13 protein-coding genes are annotated in these 20,398 nt (G+C 47.4%); all 13 read right to left on the bottom strand.

Annotated elements, in window-relative coordinates:
* Positions 1-25: 25 nt before the first annotated feature.
* Complete coding sequence (locus tag AC3WRW_RS00150; protein ID WP_492543805.1) at positions 26-3,958, bottom strand: S-layer homology domain-containing protein; 3,933 nt, start codon at positions 3,956-3,958, stop codon at positions 26-28.
* A gap of 71 nt (positions 3,959-4,029) precedes the next feature.
* Complete coding sequence (locus AC3WRW_RS00145; RefSeq protein WP_492543803.1) at positions 4,030-4,755, bottom strand: hypothetical protein; 726 nt, start codon at positions 4,753-4,755, stop codon at positions 4,030-4,032.
* Between the two features lie 337 nt (positions 4,756-5,092).
* Entirely contained in the window at positions 5,093-6,796 is a 1,704-nt protein-coding gene (locus AC3WRW_RS00140; RefSeq protein ID WP_492543801.1) for a methyl-accepting chemotaxis protein, read from the bottom strand.
* A 33-nt stretch (positions 6,797-6,829) separates the two neighbouring features.
* The gene (locus AC3WRW_RS00135) at positions 6,830-7,687 is read right to left on the bottom strand and encodes a protein phosphatase 2C domain-containing protein (protein WP_492543799.1); all 858 of its coding nucleotides are present in this window, start codon (positions 7,685-7,687) and stop codon (positions 6,830-6,832) included.
* A gap of 54 nt (positions 7,688-7,741) precedes the next feature.
* Positions 7,742-8,953: an extracellular solute-binding protein gene (locus tag AC3WRW_RS00130; protein WP_492543797.1), complete on the bottom strand. Its 1,212-nt coding sequence runs from the start codon at positions 8,951-8,953 to the stop codon at positions 7,742-7,744.
* A gap of 101 nt (positions 8,954-9,054) precedes the next feature.
* Positions 9,055-10,722 carry an ABC transporter permease gene (locus tag AC3WRW_RS00125; protein WP_492543795.1) on the bottom strand — a complete coding sequence of 556 codons (1,668 nt, stop codon included), beginning with the start codon at positions 10,720-10,722 and terminating at the stop codon, positions 9,055-9,057.
* Complete coding sequence (locus tag AC3WRW_RS00120; RefSeq protein WP_492543793.1) at positions 10,709-11,809, bottom strand: ABC transporter ATP-binding protein; 1,101 nt, start codon at positions 11,807-11,809, stop codon at positions 10,709-10,711. The genes AC3WRW_RS00125 and AC3WRW_RS00120 overlap by 14 nt, the downstream gene beginning before the upstream one ends.
* A 74-nt stretch (positions 11,810-11,883) precedes the next feature.
* The gene (locus tag AC3WRW_RS00115; RefSeq protein ID WP_492543791.1) at positions 11,884-12,936 is read right to left on the bottom strand and encodes an ABC transporter substrate-binding protein; all 1,053 of its coding nucleotides are present in this window, start codon (positions 12,934-12,936) and stop codon (positions 11,884-11,886) included.
* Positions 12,937-13,144: 208 nt separating this feature from the next.
* Entirely contained in the window at positions 13,145-14,749 is a 1,605-nt protein-coding gene (locus AC3WRW_RS00110; protein ID WP_492543789.1) for a response regulator, read from the bottom strand.
* Positions 14,742-16,556 (bottom strand): sensor histidine kinase, encoded by a 1,815-nt coding sequence (locus tag AC3WRW_RS00105; protein ID WP_492543787.1) that lies wholly within the window; start codon positions 16,554-16,556, stop codon positions 14,742-14,744. Before AC3WRW_RS00105 ends, AC3WRW_RS00110 begins: the two co-directional genes overlap by 8 nt.
* A 206-nt stretch (positions 16,557-16,762) precedes the next feature.
* Positions 16,763-17,212, bottom strand: coding sequence for a methyl-accepting chemotaxis protein (locus AC3WRW_RS00100; RefSeq protein WP_492543785.1), 450 nt, complete (start codon positions 17,210-17,212; stop codon positions 16,763-16,765).
* A gap of 9 nt (positions 17,213-17,221) precedes the next feature.
* Positions 17,222-18,133 (bottom strand): CapA family protein, encoded by a 912-nt coding sequence (locus AC3WRW_RS00095; protein WP_492543783.1) that lies wholly within the window; start codon positions 18,131-18,133, stop codon positions 17,222-17,224.
* 146 nt (positions 18,134-18,279) lie between these two features.
* Entirely contained in the window at positions 18,280-20,388 is a 2,109-nt protein-coding gene (locus tag AC3WRW_RS00090; RefSeq protein ID WP_492543781.1) for a 3-keto-alpha-glucoside-1,2-lyase-like domain-containing protein, read from the bottom strand.
* Positions 20,389-20,398 lie beyond the last annotated feature (10 nt).

The raw sequence follows: 20,398 nt of genomic DNA, 5'->3' as shown, positions 1-20,398 counted from the left end.
AACATAGTTATTTGCAGGCTTCGTACTATTTGGATAGCAGGTTGTATAGCACTTGCGCCACTTGCGCTCTAGTCGCTACGCCTTGCGGATCGATCTGGTCATTGCTTCCGGCAATACTTCCGCTCTCCACAAGCGTACGAATGGCCGTGTGCGCGTAACCGGATATCTTGTCAGCGTCTTTGAAAGCTGTTATGGAAGCTCCTTTTTTCTCTACAGGAAGCTCTCCAAGTTTCTCCAGTGAGCGATAAAGCAGCGTAAACAGGTCTTCGCGCGTAATGATTTTGTCTGGGGAAAACTGGTTATCGCCGGTTCCTGTCGCAATTCCCAAGTTTTTGGCCGCTGCCAAATATTCGGTATAATACGTATTTCCTGCGTCGATGAAGTTAGCCGTGCTGCCGCCGCTTGCCTGAACATCGACGCCGTAGGCTTTCAAGAGCAGAACAATAAATTGCCCTCTCGTTACCGCGTCGTTCGGGCTATAGTGGGTATCGTCCGTACCGCCTGTAATATCCCTAGCAGCAAGGTAACTAACCGCTTTGGCATACCAAGCTGAATGCTGTACGTCTGCGAACGAAACTTGGTTGTACCCTATCACATATTCGGAGAAGTGGGTCGTAGTGAAATCGACCGTGCCCGTTGCCGAATTAAATTGTCCGCGAACCGTTAATAACTGACCTTCATCGTCGATATAGTACACGATCACCGATTCAGGCGATTCACCTGCTTTTAGAGTATAAGGAAGGCTGATATGAACGTTCCCTCCGCCGAAGGATGATACTTTGCTATCGCCTGCGAATACCGAGAAATCATATACAGGACGATCGCCTAGTACTTGCTTGCCTTCGTCCGTAAGCTCGCTTTTCGAGATGATGAGGCTGATATCGCCAGTCGCCGCCCAAGAGTTGATTGATGCAACCGCTTTGGCGTCGAAGCTAAATGTTCCTACATGAGCATAATCGACTTTCACTTCGGCTTTCGTTTCTGTCGCGATCTCGTTGAAGGAAGTTCTAGGAATCGTCAATTGAGCTGTCTTCGTATTCTCCGTTGCTTCAACCTTCAGTTCTACGACAGCGGATTTTCCTTCCGCTTCAGATTTCTTAGCATTCTCCACAAGGCTAGTCACCGCATCCTTGCTTATCGTTGCTAACGTATCGCCGGTTGCAGGATCAGTTTTGGAAGGAACGTTAACCGTCACTTTATCTGCGTTTCCGGTAACTGGTGTCTTCACTACGCCTGTATCTACCGGAGTGGTCGGAGTTGATGACGAAGACCCGCTATTATCGCTGTTGTTATTACCGCTGTTATTTCCGTTGTTATTGCCGGCGTAAGCAGGTACGGCGACTACGGTATCATCGCTCTGATGGTAAAGATCCTTAGCTTTATAACGGATATAATACTCACCGGCTGTCAGACCCGTTATTGTTGGATAAGCAGCGTCGTTGTAGCTCGTTTGATCTGCTTTCTTGAACTCCAGACCCAATACGGTCCCACTAATCTTCCCGTCCGTACCATTAACGGATGTAGGAGCGTTGCCAGTTAGTCCACTTGGCTTAGCCTGCTGTCCTTTTATGGTAATTTCAATGGATTGACTTGCGCTCAATTGGCCTTGAGCCGCATATCTTACGAGATAAACGCCCGGAACCAGATTGTCGATGGAAGAAACGTCATCCGGCACTTGCACGTACTGCCCGGCGCTGGACTTTAATTTGTACTCGATGATATATCCTGCCTGGTATTCCTCTCCGTTCTTCCACCCCTGAATGCTGCCATCTGTGTTCAGCAATGTCGTATCGACACCTGTCAATTGGGACGGAGGCAGCAATTCACCATAAGCTGTTACTCTTACTGACGTTGTATCACTTTCCGCAAATCCTGGTTGGGCCTCATATTTGAATAGATACTCTCCAGGTGCCAGACCAGTAATTGGGAAAGAGCTTACAGGACGATAAGCACCCGCTTCCGAATTTTTATAAACAAGTCCTGTCACAGAAACTCCGTCGTTCGCCGTGATTTTCCCGTCATTGCCGCCGTACGTTGTCTCCGCTACACTGTGAAGTCCGGTTGGCGCAGCTCGGAAAGCAGGCACGATAACTTCGATGAAGCTGTCAAGGTTATACGTCACCGTTCCGGTCACTGGTTTTACGGTTGGGTTATAACCGGTATTGTAACCATTACTTTGGAACCTTACTTGGTATGTTCCCGGCACTAAGCCCGTAATCGAATCGCCCGACACAGCCGTATACGTTGTTCCACCGGACTTCGTATACTCCAAATTCCGTCCAGCAATTCCTGTAATTTGCCCGTAAACCGCACTGGCTACTGTTGGAGCAACACCTATCAGACCAGATGGCGTTGATTCCTGTCTAGAGAGTCTAGCGAATAAATCGTTAGCTGCGATATCGTACTTATCGTACTGTGACTGCGGGCTGGTATCGCCGTAGACCGATTTATAAAAAGGACCTTTGTACGTATTGGGCCAAGTATTCATGATTTCAACATGTCCCCGAATAGGAGCGGATGCTCCATTCGCATCTTTGCTGTCTTTATTATAAGTAAAGAGATAAGGCACTTGAAGTTTGTTAACCTTTTTCACTGTTGCCGTGACAGGATCGGTATAGGTAACGGTCTGGCTCGAAGAACCCGTTATCAGATAAGTAGTCTGAATATTTTTTAAATACGTATCAACAATACCACCGTACAAGTAAGCCAATGGATTCGCCGTCTCATTGTCTCTGGTTTGTAGGGTTGTACCCTGATCATGTTGGTTATAAGTCGGTGTACGCAGCGTTACTCCAACACCGGCATCCAATCTCGTATCAAAGAAGTAAATTTTATCAATGTTATGTGCCTTCGCATAACGATTTATCCATCTAATCTCCGCTTGGGTATTCGGGCACCAAGAGCCGCCGAACAGAAAGGCATAATTGCCTTGGCTTGCCAATATCTTCGTCAATTCGTGATAAGTGACATGTTCGAATACAAGAGTGGCATCATCCTCGTAAATGCCATTTTGTCCAGTGTCAGGGACAACTCTGCCATTTACAGTTTTGGAGGGGAAGATTTCTATAGACCCGCTCGCTCTGTTCTTGTTGAATGCCGGTGCAATGAAATCCCAGCTTGTTAACGTATTAAACCCGCTTGGCGAATATCCTGCGGCTTCAGCTTGATCGAACACCGCTTTTACCTGGTCTTTATATGCGTTAACATGACTGGAATTATTCTTAAAATAGCTATCCCAAGTATAGGAATCATTCGTACCGTGCTTCTCCAAGTAAGAAACGACGGGCGCGCTCACGCCATTTACCACATGATCTTTATTGTAAATCAGGAGATAAGGGGATTGAATCGATTTCGCGCTGCCGCTTGCCACAACAGTCGAAGCCGTCGTCTCTTGTTGGGTAGTGGTATTTACAACTTTCTTGGATAAGTTCTGATAAGACGCCGGCACTTCAGACAACGTCGACAGATTAGTGAAATACTGGTTGATCTCCTCAACATAGTACTCCGTGTAATCAAAATAATTGGTCGTTGCACTGCTTCCGCTGATTGATGTTGCTGTCAGCGGTGCGTGGGTCGTTGCAATATCCAAATTTGGATTTACCCCATCCAGCCTCGTATCGAAATTATAAATCGTTTGAACACCGCTCGCTTTGGCCACTTCGTTGATATAGCCGATATCGGCTTGCGTCTCGTCGCTCCAAGCACCGCCGATTAGAAGCGCGAATGTCCCTTTGCTTCTTGATAGGGTAACAAGATCCTCGAATGTAATGGTTTTGAACACATGAGTGTCCACATCTTTCAAGTTCGTGTATACATTTTCAAAATAATCAAAATGACTGCTTACACTACTCGGGAGGCTCGCTTCAGCCTGGGCATTTCCTTGGTTTAGGTAGGGAACAACAAGGAATAGCGCAAGGAGCAGCGATATTATTCTCTTAGGTTTAGTTTGTATTTTCATAGAAGGTTCCTCGTTTCCTTGTCTATATAAAGAATGGTTATTGGCTATAGATTAGCAGCCATCATCACTTTCTACAGGCAGTCCTCTTCGCTCGAAGACGACGAATTAGAAGAATTCGAAGAACTAGAGGACGAAGAACTCGAAGAACCAGAAGTACTGGAAGAACTCGAAGTACTGGAAGATTTAGCTGCCTCAGGAGCACTCACTTTCGGCAGTACCTCTTGTTTTTTCACCAAGTTGGCGGACTTTTTCTCCTCCTTAGCTGCCGGCGTCGCTGTTGGCGCAGGGGTTACAGTTTTTGGAGTTTCAACAATTGTTTGCGGCTTAGGTTCTTCTTTAGGCTGTGTAGCCGAAGTCGCCACACTTGTATTCACTTCAGCCTTAGCAGCAGGCTCGCTCACTTGCTGTTGAGTGGCGGCTTTCGTTTCCTTCGGCGCTGCAGGAGACTGCTCAGACTTTGCAGCTACAGCTGCCGTTGTTACCGTCGCAAGCTGCTTGTCATTGGACTGCTTGTCGATCGCTTGTGCTGGGGCTGGAGCTGACGCTTGTGGCTGCACTTCCGCCGTGACGCTCGCTTTTTCTTGAGGCTGAGCTTCAACCTTCGCAGAAGTCGTTTGTACTTTCGCTTGCGTGTTGGACTCTACCGATACGGTTTGGTTGGCACTTGACGTTCCAGAAGCTGGAACAATATCTTGCGGCTTCTTATTTGCTGAAACAGTAGCATAGGTAAATACCGTTACAACTGCCGTGGCAATTATTAAGGAGAAACTAAGTTTCGATCTTGAAAATTTTCTCATTTTGTTGAACACCCTTTCGCTCATAGAAAATATTTATTTGTTTTAACGCACTCATTTTGTCAAAGCTGCCCCCCTCGAACGGTATTGCGTGGATAAAAAAAAGGAGACCCAATAGGCGCCCCTTAAGGCAATCCCATTGAATCTCTGGTTGTCCAGTTGATTTCCGTTTTTTCCCACCGTAGATGCTACGAGTGCTTGTTAGTATCCTTATCTTAACTGCCTAACAATGGGATGTCAACGACAATTTAATATTTTCCCATCGTATTTATCGGAATTAAATTTATTACAAATATTGGATAGAAATTGTTGGAAGATATTCGCGATTTCCAAGCAGCGTCTATTCCAACTTAAATTTTAGCAAATAATGCTGCAAATCAGCCGCCATATTGTTTAATTGTGAAGCGGATGAACATATTTTCCCCATCGCTGCCAGCTGCAAATCAGATGCACCGGCAACAGCCTGCGTATTATCGTTGGAATTCCTGGCGATAGCAGCCGTTGAAATAATGGATGCTGTAATTTGCTGCGAAGAGGCTGCCATTTGTTCGGATATTGCCGATACCTCTTGAATCTCATTGTTAATGTGCTGGATGGCGTCCAGAATCGCACCGAACTTCCCGCTTGTCGTTTCAGCGACAGAAATGCCGGTTGTCACTTCGCGTGCCACCCTCTGGATCGATTCGACGGTCCCCTTCGTTTCCATTTGAATTTCATGAATGAGCGATGCTATTTGGCTCGCTGAAGCGCTGGATTGCGTGGACAAGTTTTTCACTTCATTCGCGACCACCGCGAACCCTCTACCTCCGGCTCCAGCCCGTGCCGCTTCAATGGAGGCGTTCAACGCCAGCAAGTTGGTTTGTGCTGCGATCTCCGAAATAAGCGAAACGATTGCTCCGATTTCTTCCGAACGCTGTCCGAGGCGCTGGACATACGCCTCTGTAGTCGATGTAGAGGCGTGAATCATTTCCATCTGTGCAACAACCTGACGAATCGCCTCGCCCCCCTGTCCTGCTTGTACTGAAGTCGCAGCGGACTTCTCGGAAACGACCGATGACGTTTCGGCGATGCGGCCGATGCCGATCGCCATCTCTTCCATCACCTTGACGGCTTCTTCAGCGCTGATGAGCTGATTGGCCGCACCTCCGGCAACCTCTTGCACGGCTGCAGCGACTTGCTTGGACGATGCGGCCGTCTGATTCGCGCTCGATACCAGCTCATCGGATAACGCCGTGACATGGGAAGAGGTTGCCAGCGTTTGCCGGAAAGTAGACCGCAATTGAGCCACCATATCGTTAGCGGCTTTAGCCAGCTGTCCTAATTCATCCTTGCTTCTAACCTGCAAGGGCTGCAAACCAAGCCCCCCTTCGGAAACTTGCACGATGTGAGCTGTCACTCTGAGCAGCGTTCTAGAGATGTACACATGCAAGCCCGCAATCACAGCAGCAGTAATGAGCAAACTGGCGACTAACAGCACCGTAAGTCCCGTTTCGGCAGATGTGAAAGCTCCGATTGCCTCATTTGTTGCCAGAACGGCCTCGCCATCGTTGAAAATTTTCATCTTGTCCAGGATCGCCTGAATCGTCACATTCAACTCTTCCGTTTGAAGGATCAATTGCGCTGCCTTAGCGGCGTTGTTAGAACGGCTTACCTCTAAAGTCTGACGATTGATCTCTTTAAACTCGCTCCATTTGCTTTTGAAATCCGCCAAATTTTTCCGGTCTTCTTCCTCTATAACCTTTTTATCGTAACTTTCAAGCGTCTGGTCGATTTTCCGGTATGTTTGTGCGATACTGCTCTCCTGTCTTTCCTTGCCGGTTTTCATCGTATCTTGCAGATGCATGAGCGTCATCCGCATGACATGCTCGACCTCAAAATTCAGCTCATTGCTTAGTTCAACGCCTGGCAAAGAAACGTTTGTTATCGAATCAACCCGTTCTTTCATGACATTCATGCGATTGAGTGAAAAGAGCGCCATAGCGACCATTAACATAAAGATGATACCAATGCCAAACATAATCTTTTTTCCGACCGTTATTTTCATCTCCAAGCAGCCGCCTTTTTCGTAAAAATGGCTTTAACAGAACGCGATCGATATCCCGGTTTTATCGTCAGAAACCTTAAACCGTGGAAACCGCAGACAATCTTTATCCGATAATTCTGTATTCACAAGCCAATTCGCATAGCCGTTCAACGTCAATTGGCTTACGCCTGCTGTCAATTCCTGAATGACGTCAACCTGTTCGCCACCACGTTCGGTATGCGGAAAAAGCCCGTCAGATACAAGCAGCAGCGACTTTAACTGAATACGGTTGATTCTGCCGAATTCGATAAAATCGGCCATATGCGGTTCTCCGCTTAGCACAGAATAGCCTGAAATCGTGTTCATCTTTGATTTATTTTTCAGAATCGTTGGCTTGACCAGCTCCCATAATTCCTCTCTTTTCTCAATGCCGTTAGCGATCGCCTGCTCCCAAATTTGTTTGGATTGATAATCGATATGCGCGACCTGATCCCGTGATACTGCGCGAAACGTTCCGTCCTCGTAACCCGCAATAATCATACAATCGCCTACTTGAGCAAAATCGACAAAATGTTCCTCGATGCGGATAAGCGCAAGCGAACTCGTCCAAAGAGCCGCTTTATCCGACATATCAATACCAGCCTCCTCCATTTTTTGCCTTAAACGGATATTAGCTTGTATGACCAATTGTTTAAGATTCAAGTCTGCAATATCCTCGGACCGCAATGATTCCAAATATTGCTTGATCACCTGTGAGGCCAAGTAGCCTCCGGTTTCATTATGGGGTCCTCTATAAGGAAGAAGCGAGGTAGCTCCATCCAAAACCCCATATAGCTGCAGCTGCTCGTTACCGACAAGGGCATCTTCGTTCCATTCAGCGCTGCCCGGTATGGAGATAGTTTCGATATTCATGTTTATTGCCTCCTTATTCGTTTGCCAAACTAATGAATGGGCTCCGGTTCGTATTCATTTCCCTGTAAGTCGCATCAGTACGTCTGGCTCCTGCTCCAATTGCTCCAACTCGGATTGCGTTGTGACCCATCGCACAAAATCCTCTTTTGCCGGTTTCTTCACCGCGAACTGACGAACCGCATCAAGAATCAGCTTCTGAACTGGCCTCCAGGATCCTTCCTGCTGAAGCTTTTGCCAAACATCGATTCGGGATGGAATCATACTTACGCTGCGCCACAAAGCGTCTTGCGTCGTCGAATCCAGCATGTATGCCATAAACCTGTTTGCCGCCTTAACTTTGGCTTCCGTCGATTTCAACACAATCAAACTGTCAATGGAGGGTGCAACGCCTTGTTGATCGGCTCCTGGAAGCAGCTGTGCGCTATATTTGAATCTACCGCCAATGTATCGTTCTACGGTCGCCATTTGTTCTGAAGTACTAATAAATAAGCCGATTTTGCCGTTAATAAAGTCGCTAGGGGCTCTGCGATGCGTAAGAGGCTTCATAATTTTCAAGCTGTGTACCCAAGCGCTCCACATTGACGCTGCCGAGTCAAATATTCCAAACTCATTCGTTTCCGAATTGCCTGCTTTGACATTCAAGCTTTCCAAATACCAAGGCAATTCCTTGTCGATGCCGATCCCCCAGTGACCATGGACATTGCTATCGCTGTCGATCCTGTTTGTTTCGACAGCCGCCTTGATGACTTCATCCCAGCTGCCGAATATCCCATTTTGCGCATGCTGCAGCAGCTCCTCCCGATAATAAAGCAATGGCAGGCTGCCGCTGAAGGGCACCGCCCAGTACTGCTTCCCATAATGAAAAGGCTCCGTGAATGAGGACTGCAAATGGTTCCATTGCGGGAAGGCCATCTCGTCAACAGGCAGCACCGCTTCCGTATCGATAAGCTGTGCGATGCCATAGAAGCTTTTGATCTCGGCAAGCTGAGGGGCATCGTTTGCCGAGATGGCGGCCATGAGTTCGGTAAATAATTGATCGCTTGAGCGGAAATACCGCACATCCATGTCAATATCAGGGTTAACTTGATGAAATTCATTCAACGCGTTCTCAAGCCCTTGACTATAGACCCAAACCGATAACGTCGTTGCCCGAGCCGATTCGCCGCTCGGACCGACCGTTTTATTATGTTGAAAGATCATCACGACAATCAGAATGACGACCAATTGTAAGGCAATGCTCCATACGATCCAATTATTCCGTTTCATGATTCCTCCGATTAGCTCGTCATCAATAATTGTTATTATTGTAGCATGACGCTTCTCTGAAATCATGGCGAAGCCATGTGTTCGCTATCCACTTCACAGAGCTACAGCTGCAGCCCTTTCTTGCTCAGCTTGTTGGCGATCAATAGAGAAATCAACGTCGTGATCGACAGAATAGAAGCCAGAGCAGCACCGGTGCCATAATTAGACGTAAACACCTCGCTGTAAATCGTCACCGTGATTGTAGCCGTCGCTCCATAATAAAGCACGATCGTCGAGCTTAGCTCATTGATGGTCGTCACCCAGCTCAAAATGGCACCGGACAAAATGCCGGGGGCCATTAAACGGCCTGTTGTTTTGAAAAAAGTTTTCATCGGCGGCACGCCCAGACTGATCGAAGCTTCCTCAACGCTGCGGTCCAGTTGGTACAAAATCGCGGTACTTGAGCGGATTGTATAGGGCAGCTTGCGCACCACGTAAGCGATAACAAGAATAACCCACGTTCCCGTCAAAATAACTGGCGGCTTATTGAAAGCGATGATCATACTGATACCGAGAACCGTGCCCGGCATTACATATGGAATCATAATAAGTCCATCCAACATCGCAGTCAGCTTTGATTTACGGCGAACTAACACGTAAGCAACCAGCATACCCATCACGACCATAATCACAATGGATATCAAGGAAAAGGTATACGTGTTCATAATCGCTTTCGGAACGCGGAACAAGATCTCTTTATAGCTGTTTAAGCTGAAGCCCTGATGAAAGACAGGTCCCTTGGTTTTAATGAAGGAAGTGACAATAACGGTCGCTTGCGGAATGATCGACACGATCGACACCAACATGGCGAAGCCGGTCAGCAGCCATTGGGAGAGCGGCGTCAGCATTTCCACCTTCGGTGTCCGCATGCCGGTCATCGTATAGTTTTTGCGGGATACAAAGTAGCGCTGCAAGAACAAAATACTGGTCGAACATAAAATTAGGATAACGCTCAGCGTGCTGGCCATAGCGGGATTCCCGCCCATTTCGCTAATGAATTGTTCGTACGCCAGAATCGGCAGCACCTTGAAGCCTTGACCAAGCAGCATCGGCGTTCCGAAATCGGCAAAAGATGCCATGAACACCATCAAAGCTCCTGCGGACAAGGTTGGAAAAATAAGCGGTATCGTCACAGTCCGCAATCGATGGAAGCTGGAGCGGCCCAAGCTTTCCGCAGCTTCCTCCAGTGAGGTGTCAATCGTTTTGAGCGCGCCCGACACATAGAGATAAATATGCGGATAAAACTGCAGCGTGAATACGAATACAATGCCTTTCCAGCCGTAGATAGATGTAAACGGAATCCCGATGTCATGCAAGAAGCGCGTCAAAAAGCCGTTGTTGCCCAGCATCAAGATCCAGGAATACGCACCGATAAAAGGAGGCGAGAGCAAGGACATGATGACAAGAATTTGAATGAGTCCTTTGAATTTCACATTATATCGGGTAGTAACATAAGCTAGCGGTACCCCGATCAATATCGAGAACACCGTTGTGAGCGCAGAGACCTGCAAACTGTTCCACAGCGCGCTGTAATAATACTTCAGCTTGATAAAGTTGGCATAATTCACCAGTGAGAATACGCCTTGGTCGTCAAAAAAACTGTTAAACAACAAAGAGAACAACGGATATACGATAAAGGCCAGCAAAAAGAGATACATAAACAAGGTTACCCAAGACCAGAAATCCCACTGTTTAAAGGAGAACCACCGGCTTTGTTTAGCTTTTTGCACGGTAGATCGCCTCCTTGCCGCTTTCATCAAACATCGCCGCCTTATCCAACTGCAAATTGACATAAACAATATCGTTCGCCTTGCGCAAGCGGTGAGGCTCAACCGCATGCTCCTGCACGTCAATGATCTCTCCGCCGGGTAGTTCAATTAAATAACTGACCTTCTCCCCGAGGAACGTCACAGTATCTACCTTCCCCCTGATTACATGCTCCCCTTCAGGAGCGGTTTCCAGCCGGATACGCTCCGGACGCAGAGATAACAGCGTTTTGCCTTCGTAAGGCTTTAGAAGAGGCAAACGGAAGGAGGCCCCAAGCAGCTTGATTTCTGCTTCGCCTCGATCGTTCTGCCCTCCGAGGCATTCGGCCTGAATGAAATTCGATGTACCGATGAAGTTCGCCACAAATTGGTTGGCCGGAAACGCATAAATATCTTCCGGTGGCGCGATTTGCTGAATTTGACCTTCACTAAGAACGGCGATCCGATCGGAGACCGCAAGCGCCTCTTCCTGATCGTGTGTAACGTATATGGTCGTTATATTTAATTCCTTTTGCAGCTTTCGGATATCCGAGCGCATTTTGATGCGCAGCTTGGCATCGAGGTTAGACAGCGGTTCATCCATCAGCAGCAGCCCCGGCCGGATGACGATCGCGCGCGCCAGCGCTATCCGCTGCTGCTGACCGCCGCTCATATTCGAAGGAACACGATCCCGCAAGTGCTGAAGCTGAACCATTTCTAACGCTTCCATGACCCGTTGTTCCGTTTCTTTCTTATTCACATTGCGCGCTTTCAAACCGTAAGCAACATTTTCAAATACCGTCATATGGGGGAAAATCGCATAGTTTTGAAAAACCATGCCAATGTTTCTTTCATGTGTCGGAACATCATTAATTTTACGGTCGCCGAAGTAAATATCGCCTTCCTCCTGACGATAAAAGCCCGCGATCGTCCGGAGCAGCGTCGTTTTGCCGCATCCGCTTGGGCCGAGCAGGGTGAAAAACTCCCCCTCCTGGATCGTAAAATGCGCATCGTTGACTGCCTTGGCGGTACCGAAATATTTGGTCACGTGGTCAAAGACAATTTTTTGCATGTTATTCCCTCCGATGTTTAGAAAAAAGGTGCCCCTACCACAGGAAAGGCACCCTATATGGTTAAAGCAATTTGTTATTCCTGGCCGGATACGATTTTGCCAAAACGCTTGATGTTTTCGTCTTTTTTGCTGGCTGCCCAATCAAAATCATAATCGACGAGCTTGATATCTTTCGCTTGAGCGATACCTTGAACGACTTCCGCGTCTTTACGGACAGAGCGGCGTTTGAATTCTTTTTGAATGATGGTCTGTACGTCTTTGCTTACGAGAAAATCAATAAACTGTTTGGCCGCTTCCATATTTTTAGCGCCTTTGATGATCGCCGCTCCGTCCGGTACAGCCGAGGTGCCTTCTGCCGGATAAATGATGCCGACTTTTGCCCCGCCCTCCACATAACGGTACGCCGCTTCTTCCAGCGTGACACCAAGCGCAAATTCTTTATCGGCTACTCCTTTGTACACAAGACCCGATCCTGACAGCACTTTGCCATCGAGGTTGGTCACAAACTTTTTCACGAAATCCCAGCCCTGGTCTTTACCATTCGCCGTTAGCATTGTAATTAATTGCGTGTAGGATGATCCCGATTTGGCAGGATCCGCATAGGCGATTTTGCCTTTCCACTTCGCGTCGAGCAGATCCGTCCAGCCTTTCGGCTCCTCTCCCGCTTTAACCAATTCTTTGTTGTACATGATGATCATCGGCAAAGCCGCAAACGGCGTCCACACATTATTTTTGTCTACATATTGCGGGGAAATGTTATCGTACTCTTTGGATTTATACGGTTCAAAATATTTCTTATATGCTTCGAGAGAATCAGCACCGCCTGCCCAGAACACATCGCCCAGCGGATTGCTTGCCTCGGCTTGTACACGCTTCAGCAAATCTCCCGTACCGCCGGAAATGAGCTGTACTTCAATACCTGTGCGATCCTGGAATTCCTTAACTATCGGATTGTTGAGCTCCGCCGCATTCGGGGAATACAACGTGAGCTTACCGCCAGCTTTCGTAGAGGCTGCGCTGGCCGAGCTTGGAGCCGGTTGCGATTTGGCCGCTTCTTTTTCACCGCATCCCACCAACGAACCGACAAGCAGCGTAGATAAGAGAACACTTGTAACCGTTTTTTTCATTTTGTTGACCCTCCATATGGTTTGTATTTTCAACCTCTAGTACTACTATACGTTGGAATGTAAGCACTCTCAATGTGACGATTTTTCGTCTTTGTTGAAATTTTTGTCCAAAATAAAACCAGCTGCGCCATAATAGCGCAGCTGGTTAGCGGCGTGACTTGCCATTCAATTCGGTTCCCCCGCCGGTTAACTTCCCAAGATTTGCCGTCTATATGGGGAGATTTTCAATTCCGAGCCGCTTGCGAAATTCCGTCGGCGTCTCACTTGTGTACTTGCGAAATATTTGACTGAAATACCGGGAATCTTGATAGCCGACTTGCATCGATACTTCGTAAATTTTAAGCCTTGGATTCGTGAGCAATTCCTTAGCCTGGCGGACTCGAATCTCCGTCACATATTCGAGAAAGCTGGTCCCCATCTGCTTTTTAAACAATCGGCTGAAATAGCTTTCGCTCATATGATAACGCTCTGCGATACTTTGCAGCGTAATATCCTCCGCATAGTGTCTTGCGATGAAGGCTGCAATTTCCTCGAAACCGCTTTTCTTCTGAAGATCAGATTGCTCTCTATGCTGCCGGTTCCATTCGAATAACGCTGCGTTCAACCTATTTAGCCACTGCTCCAGCGGATCGTCTACGCGCTCCACCGAAGCAAGAATAAACCCGCTATCTATAACGAGACTTTGCAGTTCATTGTCCCGGAGCAGCATGGCATTCAACGTCACCATGAATTCGAAAAAGCTTCTTCTCACTTCCAGCCCATCCGGATGAAGGCGGCTGATTTGCGTAAACCATAGCCCTGTGTGCTTTTCGATAGCAACTGGCGTCCCCCATTTGACCAACTCGATCAACTCCTGCACCATGTTGGCATCCACAGGCGCCGTTTCCTGCTGGCCTTCGATATCTTCAAACCAGATAAGCTGCTCGCCGCCCAGAAAAACGGTCTGGTACAAGGCGTGCATAGCTTGGATATAAGCTTCCGCGATCGAATCGATCGTCGAGTAGACGCAGCTTACTGTGAGAATGTATCGCTGCGGTATCGCGATCAACAAGGCCATCAACTCTTTCAAAGCAGCGCTTAGCTCGGCACGCTCGACATGACGATTGGCTACGATCGCATACCGCGTTTCGTTCATCCTCACTAGACTGAACGTCGAGAGCTCGTCAACCAGCACCTTCAACTGTTCGCGAAACAGACCGCCCGACAACCCTTTATTCGCCGTCTTTCCGTCCGCTTGTAACAATAATATGCGATACGCTGGGAAAACAGGCTCAACCTCTGCGTCTTCGAAACCTTCACGGAATTCCAAAAACCATTCTTTTTCCAATGAACCCGCATTGTCGAGCATCAAATCATAGAGCACTTTCTCTTCAATTAGCGGTTGCTCCCATCCGAACCTGAGCTTCATCCGATCCTGCTGTGATTGCGAACGGCGCTCCTCTTCCAACTTTTGCGCAATGTCTCCGATGACCTTCATCAGCTCGTCCGAGTTGGTGGGCTTAAGCACAAAATCCGACGCTCCAAGCTTTACGGCCTTCTGGGCGTAAGCAAAGTCGTCGAAACCGGTCAGAAAAACAATTTTCACATGCGGCCATAACTCTCTCACCTTTTCTGCCAACTGAATGCCGTCCATGGCTGGCATCCGAATATCCGTCAGTACAATGTCAGGTGAAGTGGCCGAAATGCCTTCCAATCCGGCTTGTCCGTCATTCGCCTCGCCGATCACCGTACAGTTCATCTCTTCCCATGGAATCGTCAGTTTTAAACCTTGCAGAACAAGCCATTCATCTTCTACGATAAACACTTTATACACGGTGTTCCTCCCCTGAGCGCATGATAGGTATTTCGATACGAATGGTTGTACCCTGCATAATTTTGCTCTCTATATCGAATCGGTAATTCGAGCCAAAATAGAGATGAAGCCGCTTGAGCAAATTTTCTAAGCCGATGCCGGTGCTGAACTCACTGTCCGATTCGAACCTGCCGCTAAGAATGCGCTCCACCAATTCGGCAGACATGCCTACGCCGTTGTCGCGAATTTCAAAGCATACACACGTTTCGCCTCGCCAGCCTCGAATGAAAAGCTCCCCTTTGCCCGGTTTCATTTCCAAGCCATGAGTAATCGCATTTTCCACGATCGGTTGAATAAGCAGCTTAAACGTGTACAACGATTCAATCTCTTCGTCAATTTGCAAATCGGCTTCCAGTTTATCCCCGTGGCGCATTTTTTGAATAACAAGATAATTATGGATTTGGTGCATGTCCTCCTTAATCTGGATAAAAGGCTGCCCTTTGCGGATACTGAAACGCAGCAGTTCTCCCAAGGAGACGACGGTTCGACTAATATCCGTCATCTTATGAATGCGCGCCATCCAGTTGATCGAATCCAAAGCATTATATAGAAAATGGGGGTTGAACTGGGCATGAATCGCCTTAATTTCAGCTTCTTTAAGCATGAGCTGCTTCTTGTAAACTTCGTCGATCAGCTGCTTGATCCGATGTACCATTTTGTTAAAGCTAAGGCCTAGCTGACCGACTTCATCCCTGTATTTGGACGTAAAAGCTACATCCATATTGCCGTTTTCCACTTGGTACATAAGTACTTTGAGCTTGCGCAACGGGTTCGTAATCGTTACCGATAATACATAGGCAAGCCAGCATGAGACGACGCCAAACAAAAACATAACGAATAGTGTCAAGTTGCGAATGCTGCTGCTTTCTTTGGTCAATTGAGAGACTGGAACGATGCTGACCAGCTTGAAGCCTGTAATTTCGGATGTATCATAAATGACCATGACCGGTTCGCTGCCTTTTGAGGACGGCTCAAAATAGCCTTTACTGCCGGTTAGGACTTGATCCAAATAGGGCTCGTTCAACCTCGTGCCCACGATAAGCTTCGATGGCGTACTCGATATAACATAGCCGTTTCGGTCCAGCAGCAGCATTTGGCCGCCGGGCTGCAGGTGCGCCTTGTTATATTTGTCTGCCAGCGCGTTCTCCATAATGTCCACGATCATGTAACCGAGGGGTTTGTTCGTTTCAATCTTTTTTAATAGCCTGCCACTGCTTAAAACAATGCCGAAATCTTCCGTCTTTTTCATGCTGTAGTGCGTATCCCATACTATATTTCCTCCAGCTAGCCTCATCTTCCGAAACAAGCCCCAATTGATATTGTAATCGTCATATTGACTCGGCAAGAGATTGCCGGTAAAGTAACGGTCCCCGTTCTCCCCGAGCAAATAGATGGCAATATTCCAGTTTTTGAAGCCAAGAAACGTGTCCAAAATGTCATTGACCTTTGTTTCATCCTGATGCTTTTCAGCTAACGCACGATCTGGCTCCTTCGAAAGCACGTCTTGTATTTCCTTATTACTGTAGATGTACATCGTCAACTGCTCAATGTCTTTCACAAAATAGTTTAAGCTGTAATTAACTTGCTGCAAGCTTTCGAGAATCGTCTGGCATACTTGCTTCTGCACGACCTGCGACGATTTGTAGTATGAGAACGTGCCTAGAATCGATAGGGGAATTATGGCTAGCGGAAGGAACAAAATAATAAGCTTCTTCTGAAGACTTGTGCCCAACAGGTAGTTATGTAAGCGCTTTCCAAAGACGGACATAGCTTCTCTCCTTCAGTGACATCATTAATGACAAGCGTACAGGACAAGCTCGCAAACTTCAACCCCTTGTAAGTTCCGATATACCGACGGGGACATACAATAATGAAAAAAACCGCTAACACCAGCAATTTCCTTGCTGTGATTACGGTTGAAAGACGTACATAATCTTCTTAAATGTTTAATTAATTGTATCTATACCTTAAATCTTACATTTGCCCTGCAGCCGCTGCAACCTCTTGGATTTGAATGGCCACTTTTGAAACGGAACGTTCAATATGTTCAAATGATACTCCTGCTATATTGACGACAAAAATGCCTTCGTTCACCTCGCTGATTCCAGTTTGCATAAATTGCGCAGCCTGATGCGTTTCTTCTTGGATCGTCGATATCATGTCAGCAATCTGGCGGGAAGATTCCGACGATTGCTCCGCCAGCTTGCGGACTTCACTTGCTACTACGGCAAAACCTCTGCCTTGCTCCCCTGCGCGTGCTGCTTCAATGGATGCGTTTAATGCTAATAAATTCGTCTGTGCCGCGATGTTTTTAATGATTTCGACAATGTCACCAATGTTCTTCGACCGGTTTTCCAGCTCTAATATCCTTGGAGATAGATAGTATTTTCTCGCGTCTGTCCACCAAGTCGGAGTACGAATCATCCGTTACGTTCAATCCGGCACAACACGATAAACATTTTTCTTCCCTATATTTTGCATAATGCGGGTTGGCACACGTGACATTTTTAATACATCCGTTACCCCTTGTGCATTTTTCGTTATGGTTAAGAGCAAGATTGTTCCTCGCAGTCTAGCGGTATGCCGGGGAAGTTCGGTGGAAACGAAATTTCCTAGAGAAGACGCCGCTACCCGATTTCTACTATTTCCGTCGATGTCCTTCGCCTTAAACATTTTTATCGGATGCAGTACATGAGGATGTGCTCCCAGCACGACATTCACCCCATTTTTAAACAACAGCTGCATGAGCCGGATTTGGTTGCGGTCGGGATACGTTTGAAATTCTTTCCCGAAATGCAGGCAAGCGATGATAAAATCTGTTTTACTCTTCAAGCTGCGCACGTCCGCTATGATTTTACTCTGGTTTAGCCGGTTGACTAACCACGGCTCCGGCACTGGAATCCCGTTCGTTCCTTTCGTATAAGCCAATATTCCGATTCTGATTCCCTTTACGTTAACAATCAGTTTCCGGCGTGCTTCCTTAGCGGAGCGAAATGTGCCCGTATGTCGCAGACCGTGTTGATCGAGGACGTTTAATGTCCGTTTCAAACCGGATCGTTTGCCGTCCATACAATGGTTATTGGCTGTGCCTACTACATCGAAACCCAAGTTCCGGAGCGTAGCGGCGAATTTGTCCGGGGAGTTGAACAACAGTTTTCCGGGCTCTTCGCGAAATGTATTGCCGGAGAATGTCGTCTCCAGATTGCCTATCGTTAAATCGGAGTTCCGCAAATATGGTTTCACTTTGGCAAAAATAGAGGCGAATCCGCCTTCCCGTGCGGCCGAAGCGATCATCTTCTTTTTCATTAATAAATCCCCGACTGCAGCGATTGTGATTTTCGTCAATCCACACACACCCCTCTCATGATTACACCTTATGCGATAGAGAATCGAAATGCTTGTAAGTTAGGCACTCTTTCCTAAAGGGCTAGATACTGCTGTTAACGCAAAAAAGCCCTCTAAAAAGGGCTTTTCAGCATCCTGCAATTCTCCTACTGCACAGTCACATCATCGAATTTCGCATTCGCGCGATGTGCATTCAGCCCTATTTTACCTGAGCTGAAGCTAGTATCTGTTGCCGACAATTCCAAATTACCGTTCACCCAGAACTCGAGGTTCCCGCCATTCAGGACAGCCTTCATGTTGTACCACGTCCCTGTCGAGAACGCATAGTTTTTGGTGGCTAACGTTGTGAACACGCCGGCGACCTTTTTCTGGATTTTCAATTCACCGGTCAACTTGTAATATTGAAAGTTATAGTAGTTATTCGCATCTTGATAGCGCGCGTCAATCCCTACACCTGCATAGCCTCCGGCATCAAATGCATCTACTTTCACCTTGGTACTCAACGTGTAATTCGTCCAAGCTGCATTGCCATTCAGCGCATGGGTATCTGCCGCCGCCGAGTTGCTTTGTTGATACACTTTGGACCCATCGGTAACCACAGCCCATGTTCCACCTGTCGTCGTCCAGCCACTGGCCGTGCCGGATTCAAAATTATCGCTGAAAGCCGGCGCAGGAGGCGGTGTTGTCGTTGTATTGACCAGTTTAATCACATCAAAATACAATTGATAACCGGTGCTCGCCGCATTTTTCCCCGTGACTGTGTATTTGAACGTATGATTGCCTGCCGTTGTAAAGGTAACTGTTCCCATATCTGTTTTCTTGTAGCCTAAGCCATTCTGCGGATGAGCGGGCGACGCTTCAAACAAAGATACGCTGCTTCCCTGATTCACTCCATCAATGGCGAGTTGGAAATCACCAGCACCCGGTCCCGTTGCATTATAGCTGTATAATTTATAAGTCCCGGCCGTTGGCACGTTCACCGTTAATTGCACATAATCGCCAACTGCCGTTGAGGTCATACGCATACCAAACCCATAGTTAATGGAATACGGTACGGTATAATCCGAATAGAAGCCAATGCCTGCCGTGTGCGTCTGATAGGGCCATTGATACGAAATGATATATGTCAGAGGCTTCGGTGCCGGTGTTCCCGTGAAAGTCCAATCCCAACCATAATTGTTGTCCGGTACGGATTCCGCAGGATAGGCAGGTTCGATGACAGTCCGGTTCGTGACCGTATTGGTGACGGTTAACGGCGCTGAACGCCTCCTGGTCAATTCGAGATAAATCGCATTACTGCCGATAATGTAAGGACTGAAGGTGTCCATATCAAGCGCCGTTGCATAGTAGAACCAAGTCAAATCCGGATTCGTATACAAAGGTGTCCAGTCTTGCAGCGTCAAACTTGTCGCCGATGCAATCGTGTTGTTATACACCATCAGATATTTCCCAATGACAGAGCTGTAGAACACATATCCATTCGTGCCATCAGCCAAATCGGAAGCATTTCCTCCTCGGCCAGGCTCATTCCAAGTCCCTAGGTAAAAGTTCTTCCATGCATTCGGGTCACCGAGCTGACTGATGGGAGCGCGTGCTACGCGTTCACTCTTAAACATCCCATCCGCAAAAGCTTGCGATCTCAGATCCGCCCATGCATGGGCATAGAAAATGTAGGCGTAACCTCCAGCTTCATCAACGTAGAAATTATGGTCGCCTGCACCGAAATCATAGTAGTTTCCTGTGTAATCCACATACCCATGAATATCAGAGTTATCGCTGGTAATGATATCGCCAACTTTTGTTACCGTTGCTAGACCATCGGTCGATTTGTACATCTTGATCTTCCGGTAATGATGCGCAGCAACACTGCCCAAGAAATAATCATATTCTACATGCGCCGTCACATAGAAGGTACTGGTCGCGTTATCATAGTAGAGGCCAACTACCCAATCCGCTGCATCCATCCCCGTTACTGTGTTTTCTGTCGCTGTCTCCAAACCAGCATAGGTCGCAGCTTTTCTCATTTTAAAAGCATTTCCCCGGCCCCACACCGAGTATAAATAGCCATTTGCCTTGGCAAATCCCGGTCTTGCGTCACCGCCGCCCCAGGTCATATTCGTGATGGCACCCATGGTCGTCTTGTAGGGCGTATTGGCTGTCGTTGCATGTGCCGTACCTGCCTCAAACGTAAACGTACAAACAAGGAAAACAAATAAGATCATACTGGACCATAAACGGATTGCCTTAAACCTCACATTGCATTCC

This window comes from Paenibacillus sp. FW126-R14 (genome assembly GCF_058789495.1).
The sequence above is the reverse complement of the archived record's forward strand: the minus strand, read 5'-3'. Positions and strand labels throughout refer to the sequence as shown.

What these genes read in the sequence shown, in the direction of transcription:
- AC3WRW_RS00150 (WP_492543805.1), bottom strand. Translation starts at nt 3,958, where the DNA reads ATGAAAATACAAACTAAACCTAAGAGAATAATATCGCTGCTCCTTGCG.
- AC3WRW_RS00145 (WP_492543803.1), bottom strand. Translation starts at nt 4,755, where the DNA reads ATGAGAAAATTTTCAAGATCGAAACTTAGTTTCTCCTTAATAATTGCC.
- AC3WRW_RS00140 (WP_492543801.1), bottom strand. Translation starts at nt 6,796, where the DNA reads ATGAAAATAACGGTCGGAAAAAAGATTATGTTTGGCATTGGTATCATC.
- AC3WRW_RS00135 (WP_492543799.1), bottom strand. Translation starts at nt 7,687, where the DNA reads ATGAATATCGAAACTATCTCCATACCGGGCAGCGCTGAATGGAACGAA.
- AC3WRW_RS00130 (WP_492543797.1), bottom strand. Translation starts at nt 8,953, where the DNA reads ATGAAACGGAATAATTGGATCGTATGGAGCATTGCCTTACAATTGGTC.
- AC3WRW_RS00120 (WP_492543793.1), bottom strand. Translation starts at nt 11,809, where the DNA reads ATGCAAAAAATTGTCTTTGACCACGTGACCAAATATTTCGGTACCGCC.
- AC3WRW_RS00115 (WP_492543791.1), bottom strand. Translation starts at nt 12,936, where the DNA reads ATGAAAAAAACGGTTACAAGTGTTCTCTTATCTACGCTGCTTGTCGGT.
- AC3WRW_RS00105 (WP_492543787.1), bottom strand. Translation starts at nt 16,556, where the DNA reads ATGTCCGTCTTTGGAAAGCGCTTACATAACTACCTGTTGGGCACAAGT.
- AC3WRW_RS00100 (WP_492543785.1), bottom strand. Translation starts at nt 17,212, where the DNA reads ATGATTCGTACTCCGACTTGGTGGACAGACGCGAGAAAATACTATCTA.